General features: G+C 72.3%; 17 protein-coding genes. 10 read left to right on the forward strand and 7 right to left on the reverse strand.

The features are described from left to right. The first annotated feature begins 6 nt into the window (after positions 1-6). Both D0T12_RS17840 and D0T12_RS17845 read left to right on the forward strand, forming a co-directional pair. Complete coding sequence (locus D0T12_RS17840; RefSeq protein ID WP_117400724.1) at positions 7-435, forward strand: pyridoxamine 5'-phosphate oxidase family protein; 429 nt, start codon at positions 7-9, stop codon at positions 433-435. Positions 436-444: 9 nt separating this feature from the next. Further along, complete coding sequence (locus D0T12_RS17845; protein WP_117400725.1) at positions 445-1,107, forward strand: response regulator transcription factor; 663 nt, start codon at positions 445-447, stop codon at positions 1,105-1,107. On the opposite strand, the gene D0T12_RS17850 is transcribed toward D0T12_RS17845, so the two are convergent. Continuing rightward, positions 1,104-2,609, reverse strand: coding sequence for an MDR family MFS transporter (locus D0T12_RS17850; protein ID WP_158581523.1), 1,506 nt, complete (start codon positions 2,607-2,609; stop codon positions 1,104-1,106). The two genes, D0T12_RS17845 and D0T12_RS17850, sit on opposite strands and share 4 nt — an antisense overlap. Before the next feature lie 81 nt (positions 2,610-2,690). Here D0T12_RS17850 and D0T12_RS17855 point away from each other — a divergent pair, with 81 nt between their 5' ends. The 3 genes from D0T12_RS17855 (at position 2,691) to D0T12_RS17865 (ending at position 4,806) form a co-directional block, all read left to right on the forward strand. Next, positions 2,691-3,146 (forward strand): MarR family winged helix-turn-helix transcriptional regulator, encoded by a 456-nt coding sequence (locus D0T12_RS17855; RefSeq protein ID WP_199487522.1) that lies wholly within the window; start codon positions 2,691-2,693, stop codon positions 3,144-3,146. Positions 3,147-3,161: 15 nt separating this feature from the next. Then, a complete protein-coding gene (locus D0T12_RS17860) occupies positions 3,162-4,163 on the forward strand; it encodes an RNA polymerase subunit sigma-70 (protein ID WP_117400728.1) in 1,002 nt (333 codons plus the stop codon). Between the two features lie 64 nt (positions 4,164-4,227). Next, positions 4,228-4,806, forward strand: coding sequence for a dihydrofolate reductase family protein (locus tag D0T12_RS17865; protein ID WP_117400729.1), 579 nt, complete (start codon positions 4,228-4,230; stop codon positions 4,804-4,806). A 44-nt stretch (positions 4,807-4,850) separates the two neighbouring features. Here D0T12_RS17865 and D0T12_RS17870 read toward each other — a convergent pair whose 3' ends face one another. Together D0T12_RS17870 and D0T12_RS17875 are read right to left on the reverse strand one after the other, a co-directional pair. Next, entirely contained in the window at positions 4,851-5,222 is a 372-nt protein-coding gene (locus D0T12_RS17870; RefSeq protein WP_117401091.1) for a VOC family protein, read from the reverse strand. 199 nt (positions 5,223-5,421) lie between these two features. Beyond that, the gene (locus tag D0T12_RS17875) at positions 5,422-6,924 is read right to left on the reverse strand and encodes an alpha/beta hydrolase (RefSeq protein WP_117400730.1); all 1,503 of its coding nucleotides are present in this window, start codon (positions 6,922-6,924) and stop codon (positions 5,422-5,424) included. Positions 6,925-7,058: 134 nt separating this feature from the next. Here D0T12_RS17875 and D0T12_RS17880 point away from each other — a divergent pair, with 134 nt between their 5' ends. Then, positions 7,059-8,183 (forward strand): sensor histidine kinase, encoded by a 1,125-nt coding sequence (locus D0T12_RS17880; RefSeq protein WP_117400731.1) that lies wholly within the window; start codon positions 7,059-7,061, stop codon positions 8,181-8,183. Between the two features lie 16 nt (positions 8,184-8,199). After that, positions 8,200-8,868: a response regulator transcription factor gene (locus D0T12_RS17885; protein ID WP_117400732.1), complete on the forward strand. Its 669-nt coding sequence runs from the start codon at positions 8,200-8,202 to the stop codon at positions 8,866-8,868. Positions 8,869-8,872: 4 nt separating this feature from the next. Here the strand turns inward: D0T12_RS17885 and pdxR are convergent, their stop codons facing one another. Continuing rightward, entirely contained in the window at positions 8,873-10,252 is a 1,380-nt protein-coding gene (gene pdxR / locus D0T12_RS17890) for a MocR-like pyridoxine biosynthesis transcription factor PdxR (RefSeq protein ID WP_117400733.1), read from the reverse strand. 47 nt (positions 10,253-10,299) lie between these two features. Between pdxR and D0T12_RS17895 the strand changes: the two genes are divergently transcribed. Beyond that, positions 10,300-11,028 (forward strand): phosphodiesterase, encoded by a 729-nt coding sequence (locus D0T12_RS17895; RefSeq protein WP_117400734.1) that lies wholly within the window; start codon positions 10,300-10,302, stop codon positions 11,026-11,028. Here the strand turns inward: D0T12_RS17895 and D0T12_RS17900 are convergent. Beyond that, on the reverse strand, positions 11,025-11,579 hold the full coding sequence (locus D0T12_RS17900) for a helix-turn-helix domain-containing protein (protein WP_117400735.1): 555 nt from the start codon (positions 11,577-11,579) through the stop codon (positions 11,025-11,027). The genes D0T12_RS17895 and D0T12_RS17900 overlap by 4 nt on opposite strands. A 98-nt stretch (positions 11,580-11,677) precedes the next feature. On the opposite strand from D0T12_RS17900, the gene D0T12_RS17905 reads away from it, so the two are divergent. Both D0T12_RS17905 and D0T12_RS17910 read left to right on the forward strand, forming a co-directional pair. Next, the gene (locus D0T12_RS17905; protein WP_117401092.1) at positions 11,678-12,433 is read left to right on the forward strand and encodes an aspartate/glutamate racemase family protein; all 756 of its coding nucleotides are present in this window, start codon (positions 11,678-11,680) and stop codon (positions 12,431-12,433) included. A gap of 100 nt (positions 12,434-12,533) precedes the next feature. Continuing rightward, a complete protein-coding gene (locus D0T12_RS17910) occupies positions 12,534-13,298 on the forward strand; it encodes an isocitrate lyase/PEP mutase family protein (protein WP_117400736.1) in 765 nt (254 codons plus the stop codon). Here D0T12_RS17910 and D0T12_RS17915 read toward each other — a convergent pair. Further along, positions 13,295-13,903: a GNAT family N-acetyltransferase gene (locus tag D0T12_RS17915; RefSeq protein WP_117400737.1), complete on the reverse strand. Its 609-nt coding sequence runs from the start codon at positions 13,901-13,903 to the stop codon at positions 13,295-13,297. The genes D0T12_RS17910 and D0T12_RS17915 overlap by 4 nt on opposite strands. Further along, positions 13,896-14,567: a carboxymuconolactone decarboxylase family protein gene (locus D0T12_RS17920; RefSeq protein WP_117400738.1), complete on the reverse strand. Its 672-nt coding sequence runs from the start codon at positions 14,565-14,567 to the stop codon at positions 13,896-13,898. Before D0T12_RS17920 ends, D0T12_RS17915 begins: the two co-directional genes overlap by 8 nt. Between the last annotated feature and the right edge of the window lie 64 nt (positions 14,568-14,631).

The following is a 14,631-nucleotide window of genomic DNA, read 5'->3' on the forward strand; positions in this document are numbered from 1 at the left end:
GCACGCATGGCTGCGAATTCCGCCGACCGGCCCGTCCTCGAAGAACTCGACCACGACGAATGCCTGCGGCTCATCGCCGGCGGCACCGTCGGGCGCGTCGCGTTCGACGACGGTGAGGGGCCCACGGTCGTCCCCGTGAACTATGTCCTCGACGGCGACGCGGTGATCTTCCGCACCTCGGTGTCGGGTCGGCTGAACCGGAGCCTGCTGACCGCCGTGATCGGCGGGGACGTCCGGGCCGCCTTCCAGGTCGACCGGTTCGACGAGACGAGCCACGAGGGGTGGAGCGTCCTGCTGCGCGGCGGCGCGCACCCCCTGTCGGAGGAGGAGATCACGCGGGTCGCGGCGGTCGAGCCGTGGCCGGGCGGGGAGCGTGACGCCTGGTTCCGGCTCGCGGCGACGGAGGTGAGCGGGCGGCGGGTGCGCAGGCCATAAAGTGTCCGGATGGACTCCCCCATCCGCGTCCTGATCGTGGACGACGACGCGCTCGTCCGCACCGGCCTGACGATGATGCTGTCGAACGCCCCCGACCTCGACGTGGTGGGGGACGTGGCGGACGGCGCCGAGGTCGTCGCGGCCGTCAACCAGCACCGGCCCGACGTCGTCCTCATGGACATCCGGATGCCGCGCGTCGACGGGCTCGCGGCGACGGAGCTGCTGCGGTCGCGCCGCGAACCCCCCGAGATCATCATTTTGACGACGTTCGACACCGACGACCACATCATGCGGGCGATGCGGGCGGGCGCGAGCGGCTTCCTGCTCAAGCACACCCCGCCGCCGGAGATCGTCCGGGCGATCCGCCAGGTCGCGACGGGTGAGCCGATGATGTCGCCCGCGGTGCTGCGCAAGCTGATGTCCTATGTCGCCGACTCCGGCGCCGACCCTCGCCGCGCCCGCGCCCGGGAGCTGCTGGACCGGCTCAGCGACGGCGAGCGGGCGGTGGCGGCGCTCGTCGGACGCGGCCGGACCAACAGCGAGATCGGCGCGGAGCTGTCCCTGAGCGTCGCGACCGTGAAGGCGTACGTGTCGCGGCTGCTGACGAAGCTCGAACTGAACAACCGGGTTCAGATCGCGCTCCTCGTCCACGACGCCGCCCTCGACGACTAGTCCTTCCCGCCGCGCGGCGGCAGGGGCACGTTCGGTAGCAGCAGCGCCGCCGCGAGACCGACCGCCAGGAGCGGAAGCCCGGTGAGGAACAGGTCGGAGAAGGCGGCGGCGAACGCCTCGGCGACACCGTCCCGCACCGGGCCGGGGAGGGTCTCCAGCACGGCGGGACGGACGGCGTCGTCGAACGCGGGGACGTGACCGTCCGGGACGCGGCGCCCGACCTCCTCGGCGAACCGGCCGGACACGACGGCGCCGAACACGGCCATGCCCGCGGCGGTGCCGAGCATCCTCGTCGCGAAGACCCCGGAGCTCGCGGCGCCGAGGTCGCGGCGGGGCGCGGCGTTCTGCGCGATGAGCACGACGACCTGCTGGGACAGCCCGGCGCCGAAGCCGAGCACCGCCATGAAGCAGCCCGCCGTGATCGGGCCGGTGCCGGCGTCCATGGTCGCGAGCAGCGCGACGCCGAGCCCGCTGAGGGCCATGCTGGCGGCGGGCAGCCGGTGGTAACGCCCGGTCCGCGCGATGTACCGTCCGGCGCCCATGGAGGCGACGAGGAGACCGGTCATCATCGGCAGGAGCAGCAGACCCGACTCCGTGGCCCCCACTCCCCCGACGACCTGGAAGAACATCGGCAGGTACGTCGCGAGCCCGAATCCGGTCGCGCCGCCCACGGCGGCGACGACGCAGGCCACCGCGAACGACCGGTCGCGGAACAGCCGTGGCGGCACGACCGGTTCGGCGACCGTCCGTTCGACGAGGACCCACAGGGCGAACAGCGTCGCCGCGCCCGCCGCCAACCCGATGACCACCGGCGAGTGCCAGGGGTGGCGCGTCCCGGCCCAGCTGGTGAGCAGGGTGAAGCAGGTGACCGCGGCGCCGAGCAGCACGATGCCCGCGTAGTCGACGCGCGGCCTGCCCTCGGGCTTCGGGAGCCGCAGGAACAGCACGACCGCGGCGGTGGCGCCGAGGCCGAGCGGCAGGTTGACGTAGAACGCCCACCGCCAGGACGCGTGGTCGGCGAGGACGCCGCCGACGAGCGGCCCGGCGATGCTGGACACCGCGAAGATCAGCGCCGAGTACCCCTGGTACCTGGCGCGCTCCCTCGGCTCGAACAGGTCGCCGGACAGCGCGAACATCGAGCTCAGCAGGCAACCCGCCGCCGCGCCCTGGACGGCCCGGAACGCGATCAGCCAGGTCATCGACGGCGCCGCCCCGCACGCCGCCGACGCCGCCATGAACCCGAGGAGCCCGACCAGGAGGATCGGACGACGGCCGAACAGGTCACCGAGCCGTCCCGACAGGGGCACGGTGACGGTGGTGGCGAGCACGTACGCGGTCGACACCCAGGCCAGCCGGTCGAGCCCGCCCAGGTCGCCGACGATGGCGGGCAGCGCGGTGCCGAGCACCGTCGCGTCCAGCGAGGACATCAACCCGGCGAGCATCAGCCCGCCGAACACGAGCAGCCGATCCCGATGGGTCATCGGCGGCGCGGTGACGACCATGAACACTCCATTCATATGCTTTAGACAACTATATGCTTAATGCATGAGAATGCGTTGCGCAACTTGGCTAGACTGATCGACATGAGCGAGGAGGCACTGGACGCGGTCGAACGGAGCATGGTCAAGCTGCGGCGCGGCATGGCGCGGCAGCGGCTCGGCAGGGCGGCGATCCGCGAGCACAACCTTCCCGTCGACGTCCAGGTCCTGCACGTCGTGGACGTCATCGACGAGGGCCCGGACGACACCGGCCAGGAGATGAGCGTCGGCCTGGTCGCCGCCCGGCTCGGCGTGGACGCCTCGCGCGGCAGCCGCATCGTGGCGGAGGCCGTTAAGTCCGGATATGTCCGTCGTGTCGCGTCGCAGGAGGACGGTCGCCGTATCCATCTGGAACTGACCGACGCCGGTCGCGCCGTCGTCGAGGCCACCCGCCGCACCCGCCAGAAGCATTTCGCCGAGGCCATGAGCGGCTGGACGGACGAGGAACGCGCCGAGTTCGCCCGCCTCCTCACCCGTTTCGTCCACACCTACGACGACTGACGCCCGGCAACGCGTGTGGACGAGACCGAGCTTCTGACCAGGGCCCGCAACGGGGACTCGGCGGCGTTCGACGCCCTCGCCGCCCGCTACCGGGCCGAGTTGAAGGCGCACTGCTACCGGATGCTCGGCTCCGTCCAGGACGCGGAGGACGCCCTCCAGGAATCATTGCTCGCCGCGTGGCGCGGCCTGCCCGGATTCCGGGGACGCAGTTCCCTGCGCACCTGGCTGTACCGGGTCACCACCAACGCCTGCCTGCGGCTCGCGTCCCGGCGCCCGAAACGAATCCTCTCCCCCGACCACGGGCCGCCGCGCGGGGACGTCCACGACCTCGGCGAACCGGTCCCCGGGCCGGTCTTCCTGGAGCCGTGGCCCGACGACGTCGCCGCCGACGCCCCGGACCCGGCCGCCGCTTTCGCCCGCCGCGAGAACGTCGAGCTGGCGTTCGTGGCCGCGTTGCAGCACCTGCCCGCCGCCCAGCGCGCGGTGCTGATCCTGCGGGAGGTGCTGGAGTTCTCCGCCGCGGAGACGGCCTCGTTCCTGGACCTCACGCCCACCGCCGTGAACAGCGCCCTGCAACGGGCACGCAGAACCGTCCAAGATCGGATGCCGCCGACCACGCAGCAGGCCGAGCTGTCATCTCTCGGCGCGGACGGGCGACGGGAGCTGATCGACGCCTTCGTCACCGCCTGGGAACGCGCCGACGTGGACGCCCTCGTCTCGCTGCTCGCCGACGACGTCCGGTTCACGATGCCGCCGCTGCCCGCCTGGTTCGACGGCCGCGACGACGTCGCCCGCTTCCTCGCCGAACGGGTCTTCGAGACGCCCTGGCGGCTCGTGCCCGTCCCGGCCAACGGGCAGCCCGCCTTCGCGTGCTACCAGGGCGCCCACGACGGCCGGTTCCGGATCGGCCCCATCAACGTCCTCAGCGTCCGGGACGGCCGGATCACCGAACTCTCCACGTTCCTCGACCCGAACCTGTACCCGCTCTTCGGACTACCGGAAGAATCTCCGTCCTGACCGATGAATCCGCGCCATCCTGTGTCTCTCCCCCTGTGAAAGCACAGTTCCGAGGGAGAAAACCATGCGAAAGCTGATCGTCGTCAACATCATCTCGCTGGACGGCTTCTACGAGGGTCCGGGCAAGGACGTCATGGCCCTGCCCTTCCACGAGGCGTTCGACGAGTACAACGCCGCACGCCTCCGCGCCGCCGACACCCTCCTGCTGGGCCGCGACACCTACGAGGGCTTCAAGACCTACTGGCCGCCCGTCGCCGACGACCCGTCCGCCCCCGCCGTCGAACGTGAGATCTCCCGGCTCAACGACGCCATCGACAAGGTCGTCGTCTCCGACACGCTCACCCCCGACCGGACGGCGCCCTGGCCCAACACGGAGATCGTCGAACGCGCCGACGCGCACGCCCGCGTCATCGAGCTGAAGAACGAGCCGGGCAAGGAGATCCTGATGTTCGGCAGCCGCACTCTGTGGCACGACCTGCTGTCCGCGGGCCTGGTCGACGAACTCCACATCATGATCGGCCCGTCCCTTCTCGGCGGCGGAACCCCATTGTTCGGCGGCCCGTCACCCGTCCGGCTCCAGCTGCTGGACTCGGAGCCGCTGCCCGGCCGGCACCTCGTCCTCGCCCGCTACGCCCCGGCCTGACCCGGCCCGAGCCCGGCGGCGGCGACCGCGCGACGCCCCGACGATCAACTAAGGCGAGTCTGGAGCAGGCAGAACTCGTTCCCCTCAGGGTCGGCGAGAACGAACCAGCTCTCCTCCCCGGTCTGCCCGACGTCGGCGTGCCGCGCACCCGCCGCCAGCAGGCGTTCCAGCTCGGCGTCCTGATCCCGATCCGTCGCGTTGACGTCGATATGCAGCGGCAGCTTGCCCGTCTTGACATCGTCGCCACGACTCAGCAGCAGCGTCGGCTGGAGACCACCGGAGCCCTCCGGTGGACCGATCTCCACATCACCGTCGTCCCGGTCCAGCACCACATACCCGAGCACCTCGCACCAGAACTCGGCCAGCGCCTCCGGGTCCCGGCAGTCGAGCACAAGTGCGCCGATCCGACACGCCATGTCCGCCACCCCGTTTCATGATCGGTCTATGCCGCGCACCCTAACACCGTCATCGGCCACGGCCAGGGTCACGTCCTGTCCCCCGGCCTGGACAAGACCGCCGCGCACGTCCTTCGACGAGCCCGGCCGTGGGCGCTTCGACTGGAAATGGACCTACACCCGAGACGATCACCGCCGTCCGACGCCGCTGAACGCGCGGTCAGCAGGACTGGTCGGTGGTGGGGAGGGTGCCGGTGGCGAGGTAGGTGTTGACCTTGGCGTCCACGCAGGGGTCGGCGTACTCGCCGTAGATGCCGTGGGCGGTGGTGTCGCGGAGGGTCAGGAGGCGGGAGCCGGTCATGACGCGGTGCATGGCCTTGCTGCCCTCGTAGGTCGTGGCGGGGTCGCCGGTGGCGGACACGATCAGGGCGGGGGTCGGGTTGCCGACCTGGGTCGGACGCTCGCGTGGCGGGTTCGGCCAGAACGCGCAGGGCCAGATGTTCTGCTTGAGGGGGCCGAAGAGGGGGTGGCGTGCGCGGCTGCGCTGGATGTCGTTCCAGTAGGTTTCGGGGTCGCGTGGCGCGGCGCGGTCACCGCAGGTGATCGCGGCGGTCGGGCTCGCCAGCGGGGAGCCGGCAGGGGTCAGCACGAACGTGAGGAACCCATCGAGTTCGGGGCTCGGGTCGGCTGGACGTCCGTGGGCGGCCTCGTTCAGGGTCTTGACGGTGGTGGCGAACTCCGCGCGGGCATCGGGGCGGTCGTTGCCGGAGCCCACGGAGAGCAGGTAAGGGATCACCTGGTCGTCCAGTTCGTAGGGGCCGACTCTCAGCGGGTCGGTTTCCGCGGTGGCGACGATCTTGTGCACGGTGGCCAGGACGCGGGTGGTCGTGGCGCCCAGGCCGTAGGTGGCGTGGCGCTCGGCGGCCCAGGCGGCCCAGCCGTGGAGCGCGTTCTCCGCCTCGTCCTCGGTGCCCTGTGTGGCGCGGGGACCCCACTCGTTCGGGTCGCCCGCGCTGTCCAGGACGAGGCGGTCGGTGCGGCCGGGGAACATCTGGGTGTACACCGCGCCCAGGTAGGCGCCGTAGGAGTAGCCGAGGAAGGAGATCCGGCGCTCCCCGAGCGCACGGCGGACGAGGTCGAGGTCGCGGGCCGTGTCGCGCGTGTTGACGTACGGGAGGACGCCCGCGTGCCGTTGCGCGCAGCGTTCGGCCAGGTCGCGCTGGACGGCCACCTGGTGGTCGAAGCCGGCGCGGGTCGAGCCGGCGGAGCGGAGCCACAGGCCGATGGGCCAGCCGCAGTCGAGGGGCGTGCTGCGTCCGACGAATCGCGGGTCCAGGCCGACGATGTCGTAGCGGGCGGCGACGTCCTTCATGGCCGCGTGCGTCTCCAGGGGCATGCCCAGCGTGGGCTCCCCGGGACCGCCGCTGTTGAGGACCAGGGTGCCGATGCGATGGGCGCGGTCCTTGGCGGGGAGGCGGGACATCGCCAACTCGATGGTGCGGCCGCCGGGCTCGGAGTGGTCGAGCGGTACGGTGAGCTTCGCGCATCGCGCGCCCGCCCGGTCGAGCTTCTTGCCGAGAATGTCATCGGCGCCCTGGGCGCAGCGCTTCCAGCGGAGCGGGGACGGACCGCCGTGGGTCGCGGCCGCGGCCGGGGCGGTGACGGTCGTTGAAAGGGTGGTCAGGACAAGACCCGAGATCAGGGCTCTCCGTACGAATTCCATGGTCAGGGACGCTACTGCGGCGGGGGTTTCGCGCAGATACAGCCGGCCGCAGGTTCCTTGCTACAGCCCGCTGTAGTGTCCTGCGGCGACGGTCGGTCGACAATGATGCTCCGATCGAGGTCATGGGGGTGTGAATGGGCAGCCGCGCGCTCGCTGGTTCGTCCTACCTGCTGGGGACGCTGGCCACCGCCGTCGCCACGGTGGTGGCTCTGCCGGTGATGCTCGTCCCGGCGGCGGCCCGAGGCTGGGCGACATGGCACCGGCGACGGGCCGGGAAGCTGCTCGGCGTTCCGGCAGATGGGTGGTCGGGCGGGCGGCGGGCCGTTCTGTGGACGCCCGCGCACGTTGCCGTCGGGCTCTCGTTCGGGCTGGCCGCGCTGCTGTGCCTGGGCAACATCGTGGTCGCTGCGGTGGCGTTGCCGCTGTGGTGGGCGTTTCCCGCCGATGAGCGGCCCACCTTGTTCGTCGAGATGCAGGTGGGCGACTGGGCGACCGCGCTGGTCGGGGGCGTTGTCCAGATCGCCGCGCTCGGTGCGGCGGCCTGGTGGGTGCTTCCGGTGATGGCGCGGCTCCACGCGCGGATGTGCCTGGCGGTGCTCGCGCCGTCCGCCCGCGAACGCCTGACCGAACGGGTGGACGTGCTGACCAGGAGCCGGGTCGGCGTGGTCGACGCCCATGGCACCGAACTCCAGCGGATCGAACGCGATCTGCACGACGGCACGCAGGCGCGCCTGGTGTCCATCGCCATGCAGCTCGGCATCGCCCGCGAGACGCTCGCCGACGACCCGGACGCCGTCGCGGCGCTGATCGAGCGGGCGCACGACACAGCGGAGGAGGCGATGGCGGAGCTCCGCGCGGTGCTCCAGACGATCTACCCGCCGATCCTCGCCGACCGGGGGCTCGACGGGGCGTTGACGGCGCTGGCCGCCGGGTCGGGCGTGCCGGTCCGCGTCGGGCTCGGCGAGCTGGGCACGCTCCCGGCGGGCGTGGAGGCGGTGGCCTACTACGTGATCGCCGAGGCGCTGACGAACGTGTCCAAGCACGCCCACGCCACGCGTGCGGCCGTCCGGGTCGACCGCGCGGACGGCGAACTGTCCATCGAGGTCACCGACGACGGGCGGGGCGGCGCCGACGAGGCGCGCGGCACCGGGATCATCGGGATACGGCGGCGGGTCGCCGCGCTGGACGGCGCCGTCCGGCTCGACAGTCCGCCGGGCGGGCCCACCACGCTCACCGTCCGGATACCGTGCGCACAGTGATCGTTCGGGAGGCGTCGTGCGGGTCGTGATCGCCGAGGACAACGTGCTGCTGTCCAGCGGCCTTGAGCTGCTGCTTGCGTCGAAGGGCTGCGAGGTCGCCGCGGTCGTCGGTGACGGCGAGGCGTTCCTCGACGCCGTCGCCGAACACCGGCCCGACATCGCCATCGTGGACGTGCGGCTGCCGCCGACGTTCCGCGACGAGGGCATCCACGCCGCGCTGCGGGCCCGCCGCGAGCACGGCGCGCTGCCGATCCTCGTGCTGTCGCAGTACGTCGAACGCGACTACGCCGGGGAGCTGCTGTCGGACGGCCGTGGCGGCATCGGCTACCTGCTCAAGGACCGCGTCGGCCGGGTCGCCGAGTTCGTCGACGCCCTGCGCCGTGTCGCCGCCGGAGGCACCGCGATGGATCCCGAGGTGGTCGCCCAACTCCTCGCGCGCCGCTCCGGGGACCCCCTGGACGGCCTCACACCGCGCGAGCGGGAGTCGCTCGCGCTCATGGCGCAGGGCCACGACAACGCCACCATCGCCGAGCGGATGCGGATCTCGGACAACGCCGTCCACAAGCACATCGGCAACATCTTCGCCAAGCTCGGCCTGGCCCCGGACGATTCCGGCCACCGGCGCGTGCGGGCCGTGCTCGCCTACTTGGACGGCACGCCCCGAGGTCCGCGGCGCTGGCCCTGAGTCTTCACAAGGCGCGGCAGAGGGCGTCCAGGGCGGTGGGATAGGCGGAGCCGACCGGGGTGCTGTAACCGATGACGAAGCCCTGTGGGCGGTCGGACGGGTTCTGCCAGTGGTCGCGGAGCGGCAACAGGGCGAGGCCGAGTCTAGTGGCGCGCTCCACGATCTCGGGCTCGGTGGCGCCGTCGTCCGGGAGGAGGACGAGGGCGTGCAGCCCGGCGGCGATGCCTTGCACACGGACGTGGGGGGCGCGGTCGCGAAGCGCCGCCAGCAGCAGGTCGCGGCGGCGCCGGTAGCGGAGCCGGGACGCGCGGACGTGCCGGTCGTAGGCGTGCGTGCCGAGGAGGTCGGCGAGGACGAGCTGTCCGAGCGACTGGGTGTGCGCGTCGGCGAGACGTTTGGCCTCCGTGACGGGTTCGACCAGATGGGCGGGCAGGACCAGCCAGGCGAGGCGCATCGCCGGGGCGAGGGTCTTGGACGTGGTCCCGGCGTAGACGACGTGGCCGGGTGCCATGCCCTGGAGGGCGCCGACCGGGTGGCGGTCGTAGCGGAACTCGCCGTCGTAGTCGTCCTCGACGATCGTCGCGCCGGTGGCGCGGGCCCAGGCGGTGAAAGCGTGGCGACGGTCGGGGTGGAGGGTCGCGCCGTACGGGTACTGGTGCGCCGGGGTGAGGACGGCCGCGCCCGCCAGGCCCGGCTCGGGGCGGGCGCCGAGGTCGTCCACGGGCAGCGGGACGATCTTCGGTCCGTGGTTGCGGACGATCTCGCGATGGAACGGGTGGCCCGGTTCCTCCATCGCGATCGTCGTGGTACCGGTGTCGAAGAGGACTTCGGCGAGCAGGCCGAGGGACTGCGCGTACCCGGACGTGACGACGATCCGGTCCGGGTCGGCGTGGACGCCGCGTGCCCGTCCGAGGTAGACGGCCAGCGCCTCGCGCAGTTCGGGACGGCCGCGCGGGTCGCCGAGCGCGTACGCCTCGGGCGGCGCGGCGCCGAGGACGCGGCGGGTCGAGCGCAGCCACGCCCGCGTGGGGAACGCGCTGAGGTCGGGGCGTCCCGGCAGGAGGTTGTGGACGGGTTCGGCCGCACCCCGCGCGCCAGGTGCGTCGTGGGGCGCGGAGGTGATCTCCGCGACCTTCGTGCCGGAGCCGGGGACGGTCGTCAGATAGCCCTCGGCCGTCAGCTGGTCGTAGGCGGCGGTGACCGTGCCGCGCGAGAGGCGGAGCTGGGCGGCGAGGACACGGGTCGACGGGACGGTGTCGCCGGGGGCGAGCCGCCCGCTCCGGATCGCGGCGCGGAGGGCGCGTTCGAGGCCCGTCCGGCGGCCACCGGACGTGTCGAGGTCCAGATGAAGGTCGATCCCCGAACCGGCCCAACTTTTCGGCATGAGACCGGATCTTAACCGTGGTCCGGTGGCCGCCTAGATTTCGCGGCATGCTTGTTTTCGCCCAGCTCAGCGACACGCATCTGAACGGCGGTGATCACCGCCGCGAACGGGCGGCATGGGTCATGGAGCGTGTGAACGCCGTGCCGCTCGACGCCGTTCTCGTCACGGGTGACATCGCCGACCATGGCGCGCCCGCCGAGTACCGGCAGGCGCGGGAGGTGCTGCGGTCCCCGCACCCGGTGCTGATGTGCCCCGGCAACCACGACGTGCGGGGCCCGTACCGGGAGGTGCTCCTGGACGAGCCGCCGGATGACGGGCCGATCAACCAGGTTCACAGGGTGGCGGGCGCGGTGTTCGCCATGTGCGACTCCACGGTTCCCGGGGAGGACCACGGGTTCCTCGTCGAGGAGACGATCGACTGGCTCGACCGGTGTCTTTCCGGAGAACCCGATGCTCCCACCTTCGTGTGTTTCCACCATCCGCCGGTGCCGCTGGGCATCCCGTACGTGGACCGGATCAGGCAGTTCGGCGAGGAACGGCTGGCCGCGGTCGTCGCGCGGCATCCGCAGGTCGTGGCCTTGCTGTGCGGGCACGCGCACACGGCGGCGGTCACGACGTTCGCCGGACGCCCGCTGCTCGTCGCGCCGGGAGTGGCGTCCACGCTGAAGCTGCCCGGTGAGGAGGGCGGCATCGCCTCCCATGACGCTCCCCCGGGTGTGGCGTTCCACGTCCTGAACGACGACCGGCGCCTGACCACCCACTACCGCACCGTCTAGACGTGCTCCATGAGGAAGATCGCGGAGGTGCCGGGGGTGAGGGCCTCGAACACGTGGGGGGCGTCGCCGGGGTAGGTGATGTAGTCGCCGGGGGCGAGCTCGATCGGGTCGTCCGACGGGCCGACCAGGGCGCGGCCGGTGCTGAGGACGGCGTGTTCCACCGTGCCCGGCGGGTGCGGGTCGGAGACTCGGCGGGCGCCGGGCTGGGCGGTGACGCGGTAGAGGTCGCGGCGGGCGTTCGGCGGGCAGGACGCGAGCAGCGTGGTCGTGTAGTCGGCCTGGTCGGAGTGGGCGGCCGGGCCCTCCCCCGCGCGGATCACGTGAACGGGCACCCGGGGCGGGTCGACGAGACGGCTGAACGGGACGTCCAGGGCCGTGCCGAGCGCCCACAGCGTCTCGACGCTCGGGTTGCCGGTGCCCGCCTCCAGTTGGGACAGCGTCGACTTGGCGAGACCGGCGCGGCGGGCCAGTTCCGTCTGTGACAGCCCGGCGCGCTCCCGCTCCCGCCGGAGGGACGCGGCGATCACCGCGATCAGGTCGGCGTTTCCCATCGTTCGCTCCAGAAGTCCACATGTTCGGTTTGACGAACCCAGCCGTGATTGTTCATGCTAATGGACGAGTGTTCGCCACACCGAACGGGGACTGGAGCATGAAGCATCTCGGCATCCTCGCCCACAGCATGGAGGGCGCCGCGCTGTGCCTGCGCACCTTCTGCCAGGAAGGGTTCCGCGAACTGGGCCCCGACGACCACCCGGACGTGACGCTCGACCTCACCGCGATGGCGCGGAGCATGCCCGCGTGGGACGCCGGAGACCACGACTCGATCCGGGCGACCTTCGACGAGAACGCCCGGCGGCTCGCGGCGGCGGGCGCCGACTTCTTCGTCTGCCCGGACAACACCGCGCACATGGCGCTCGAACGTCCCGGCGACGACCTGCCGCTGCCGGGCCTGCACATCGCGCGGGTCGTCGCCGAACAGGCCGCCCGGGACGGCCGCACCCGCGTCGGCGTCCTCGGCACCCGCTACACCATGGACGGCCCCGTCTACCCCCGCGAGCTCGCCGCCCGCGGCATCGAGGCGCGGGTCCCGGACGCCGACGACCGGGAGACCGTCAACAGGATCATCTTCGCCGAACTGGTCAACGGCGTGTTCACCGTGGAGTCGCGGCGCGAGTACGTCCGTGTCATCGAGCGGCTCGCCGAACGCGGTTGCGACGCCGTCGCGCTCGTCTGCACCGAGATACCGCTGCTGGTGACGCCCGGCGACTCGCCGCTGCCGACGCTCGACTCCACCCGCCTGCTCGCCCGCGCCGCCTTCGACGTGGCCGTCGGCCGCCGTCCCTTCCCCACCTGGCGCGGCGGGCCCGTCGACGCTTCGGCGGACGACGAAACGACCCGGCCCTAGATTCGGGACGCCCGCCCGTTTCGATCCCGACCGGCGGGAACGTCCCCACCTGGCCGCCGGAGTTCGTTCGCGACGGCCCGTCCGGAACGGAGGCCGACCCGTGAGGTTCCACGATCTGCATCACGGTGACCGTCCGCTGCTGCTGCCGAACGCGTGGGACTTCGCGAGCGGCGCGGCGCTCGTCGAGGCCGGGTTCCCCGCGATCGGGACGACGAGCCTCGGCGTCGCCGCCGCGGCCGGGAAGATCGACGCGGCGGGCGGCACCCGCGACGAGACCATCGCGCTCGCCAGCATCCTCGCCCGCCTGCCCGTGCCGGTCACCGTCGACATCGAGGGCGGCTTCTCCGAGCGGATCGGGGACGTCGCCGAACTCGTCACCGAACTCGCCTCGTTCGGCATCGCCGGGATCAACCTGGAGGACGGCCGCGCCGACGGGACGCTCGCGCCGCTCGACCACCAGACCACGCTCATCTCGGCGGTGAAGCGGGCCGCGCCGCAGGTGTTCCTGAACGCCCGCACCGACACGTTCTGGCTCGGCGACCCGGACCGGGACGAGACGCTGCGGCGGGTCCGCGCGTACGCGGAGGCGGGCGCGGACGGGGTGTTCGTGCCCGGCATCGTGGACGACGCCGACATCCGCGCCGTCCTCGACGTGGCGGGCGTGCCGCTGAACGTGCTGTTCATCCCGGGCAAGACCGAGTACGAGCGGATGGCGCGCCTCGGCGTCCACCGCGTGAGCACGGGGTCGCTGCTGTTCCGCGAGGCGTTGCGCGCCACGGTCGCGGCGGCGCTCCACGTGACCGGGCAGGACGCCGAACGCCGCACACCCTCGTACGGGGACGTCCAGGACCTCGTCCGGCGTTAGGGGACGGCGTCGACGATGCGGCGGGAGCCGACCCAGCGGGAACGTTCGGCCGCGTAGTAGGCGGCGCCGTCGGGCCCGGCGGGGCCGTCCGGGCGGCGGCGCATCCCGAGTTGCAGAGCGATCTCCGCCGACGCCGGGTTCGCCATGTCGATCTCCGCGGTGACCCGGTGCACGCCGACCACCCCGAACGCGTAGTCGAGGACCGCGCGGGACGCCTCGGCGGCGAGGCCCTGGCCCCACCGGTCGGGTTCCAGGCTGTAGAGGATCTCCACGTCGACGCCGTGGCCGAGGGGCCCGTCGTGGTGGCTGAGCCCCGCCACGCCGACCAGCGGCTCACCGGGCCCGGCCGCGTCCGGACCCGGCACGCCGTCGATCCCGCCGGACCAGCGGCTCGCCGGCCGCAGCGCCCACAGCCCGTAGCCCTCGGTGGCGAAGTCCCGCTCGCTGGCGTCGATGATCTCGGCGACCTGGACGGCGGAGATCAACCGGTCGTCGAACAGGTGGCGCCGGACGAGCGGGCCCGTCCAGTGCGTCAGCAACGCGGCGTGGTCGGCCATCGACACCGGATGCAGCACGAGCCGGACCGTCCGCAGCACCTCACTCATCTCCGTCCTCCACAGCGGGCCAGGCGGGCGCGGCCTCGCCGTCCGGGACACCGACCCGGAACACGCGCAGGTGCAACGCCAGCGCCCGGTAGTAGCCGACGAGCGTGACCAGTTCCACGACGGCGGGACGGCCGAGCGTCGTCGCCGCCTCGGTGAACACCGCGTCGCCGAGGTCGTCCTCGGCGACGAGCTGCCGGACCGCCTCGTACACGACGCGTTCCCGGACGTCGGCGAGCATCGGCGCGCGGCCCTCGCGAAGCGCGGCCATCTCGTCGTCGGCGAGCCCGGCGCGGCGCCCGACCAGCTCGTGCGCGTGCCATTCGTAGTCGGAGCGCAGATGCGCGGCGACGACCAGGATCGCGATCTCCCGCTCGCGTCTGGTGAACGCGGTACGGAACCGCAGCGCGGCGCCGAGATCCTGCAACGGCAACCCGACCGACGGGCTGTACAGCATGGCGTTGAACGGGCCGAGCAGACGTCCGAACCTGTCGGCGACCGCGGCGGGCGGAACCCGGCCCTGCGTACGCGGACCACCGGTCACCGCCTCGTAGACGGTGCGCTGATCGTCGCTGAGGGTACCGGGGAGCAGCAGCGGGAGCCGGGTCGCTGACGGACCTGGCGGAGGTCGGTCATTGACATGCTCACCGCTCACGGGGTCGATCACTTACCGCACGCTAGGCGGTCGGACCGGGCGGCTCAAGCCCCCGCCGAAATGTGAAACCCCGGGC

Source organism: Actinomadura spongiicola, assembly GCF_003432485.1.
GTDB classification, from domain to species: domain Bacteria; phylum Actinomycetota; class Actinomycetes; order Streptosporangiales; family Streptosporangiaceae; genus Spirillospora; species Spirillospora spongiicola.

Bases quoted from the DNA above. Each gene is read 5' to 3' on its own strand.
- D0T12_RS17840 (WP_117400724.1), top strand. From the start codon at position 7: ATGGCTGCGAATTCCGCCGACCGGCCCGTCCTCGAAGAACTCGACCAC.
- D0T12_RS17845 (WP_117400725.1), top strand. From the start codon at position 445: ATGGACTCCCCCATCCGCGTCCTGATCGTGGACGACGACGCGCTCGTC.
- D0T12_RS17850 (WP_158581523.1), bottom strand. From the start codon at position 2,609: ATGGTCGTCACCGCGCCGCCGATGACCCATCGGGATCGGCTGCTCGTG.
- D0T12_RS17855 (WP_199487522.1), top strand. From the start codon at position 2,691: ATGAGCGAGGAGGCACTGGACGCGGTCGAACGGAGCATGGTCAAGCTG.
- D0T12_RS17865 (WP_117400729.1), top strand. From the start codon at position 4,228: ATGCGAAAGCTGATCGTCGTCAACATCATCTCGCTGGACGGCTTCTAC.
- D0T12_RS17870 (WP_117401091.1), bottom strand. From the start codon at position 5,222: ATGGCGTGTCGGATCGGCGCACTTGTGCTCGACTGCCGGGACCCGGAG.
- D0T12_RS17875 (WP_117400730.1), bottom strand. From the start codon at position 6,924: ATGGAATTCGTACGGAGAGCCCTGATCTCGGGTCTTGTCCTGACCACC.
- D0T12_RS17880 (WP_117400731.1), top strand. From the start codon at position 7,059: ATGGGCAGCCGCGCGCTCGCTGGTTCGTCCTACCTGCTGGGGACGCTG.
- pdxR (WP_117400733.1), bottom strand. From the start codon at position 10,252: ATGCCGAAAAGTTGGGCCGGTTCGGGGATCGACCTTCATCTGGACCTC.
- D0T12_RS17895 (WP_117400734.1), top strand. From the start codon at position 10,300: ATGCTTGTTTTCGCCCAGCTCAGCGACACGCATCTGAACGGCGGTGAT.
- D0T12_RS17900 (WP_117400735.1), bottom strand. From the start codon at position 11,579: ATGGGAAACGCCGACCTGATCGCGGTGATCGCCGCGTCCCTCCGGCGG.
- D0T12_RS17905 (WP_117401092.1), top strand. From the start codon at position 11,678: ATGAAGCATCTCGGCATCCTCGCCCACAGCATGGAGGGCGCCGCGCTG.
- D0T12_RS17915 (WP_117400737.1), bottom strand. From the start codon at position 13,903: ATGAGTGAGGTGCTGCGGACGGTCCGGCTCGTGCTGCATCCGGTGTCG.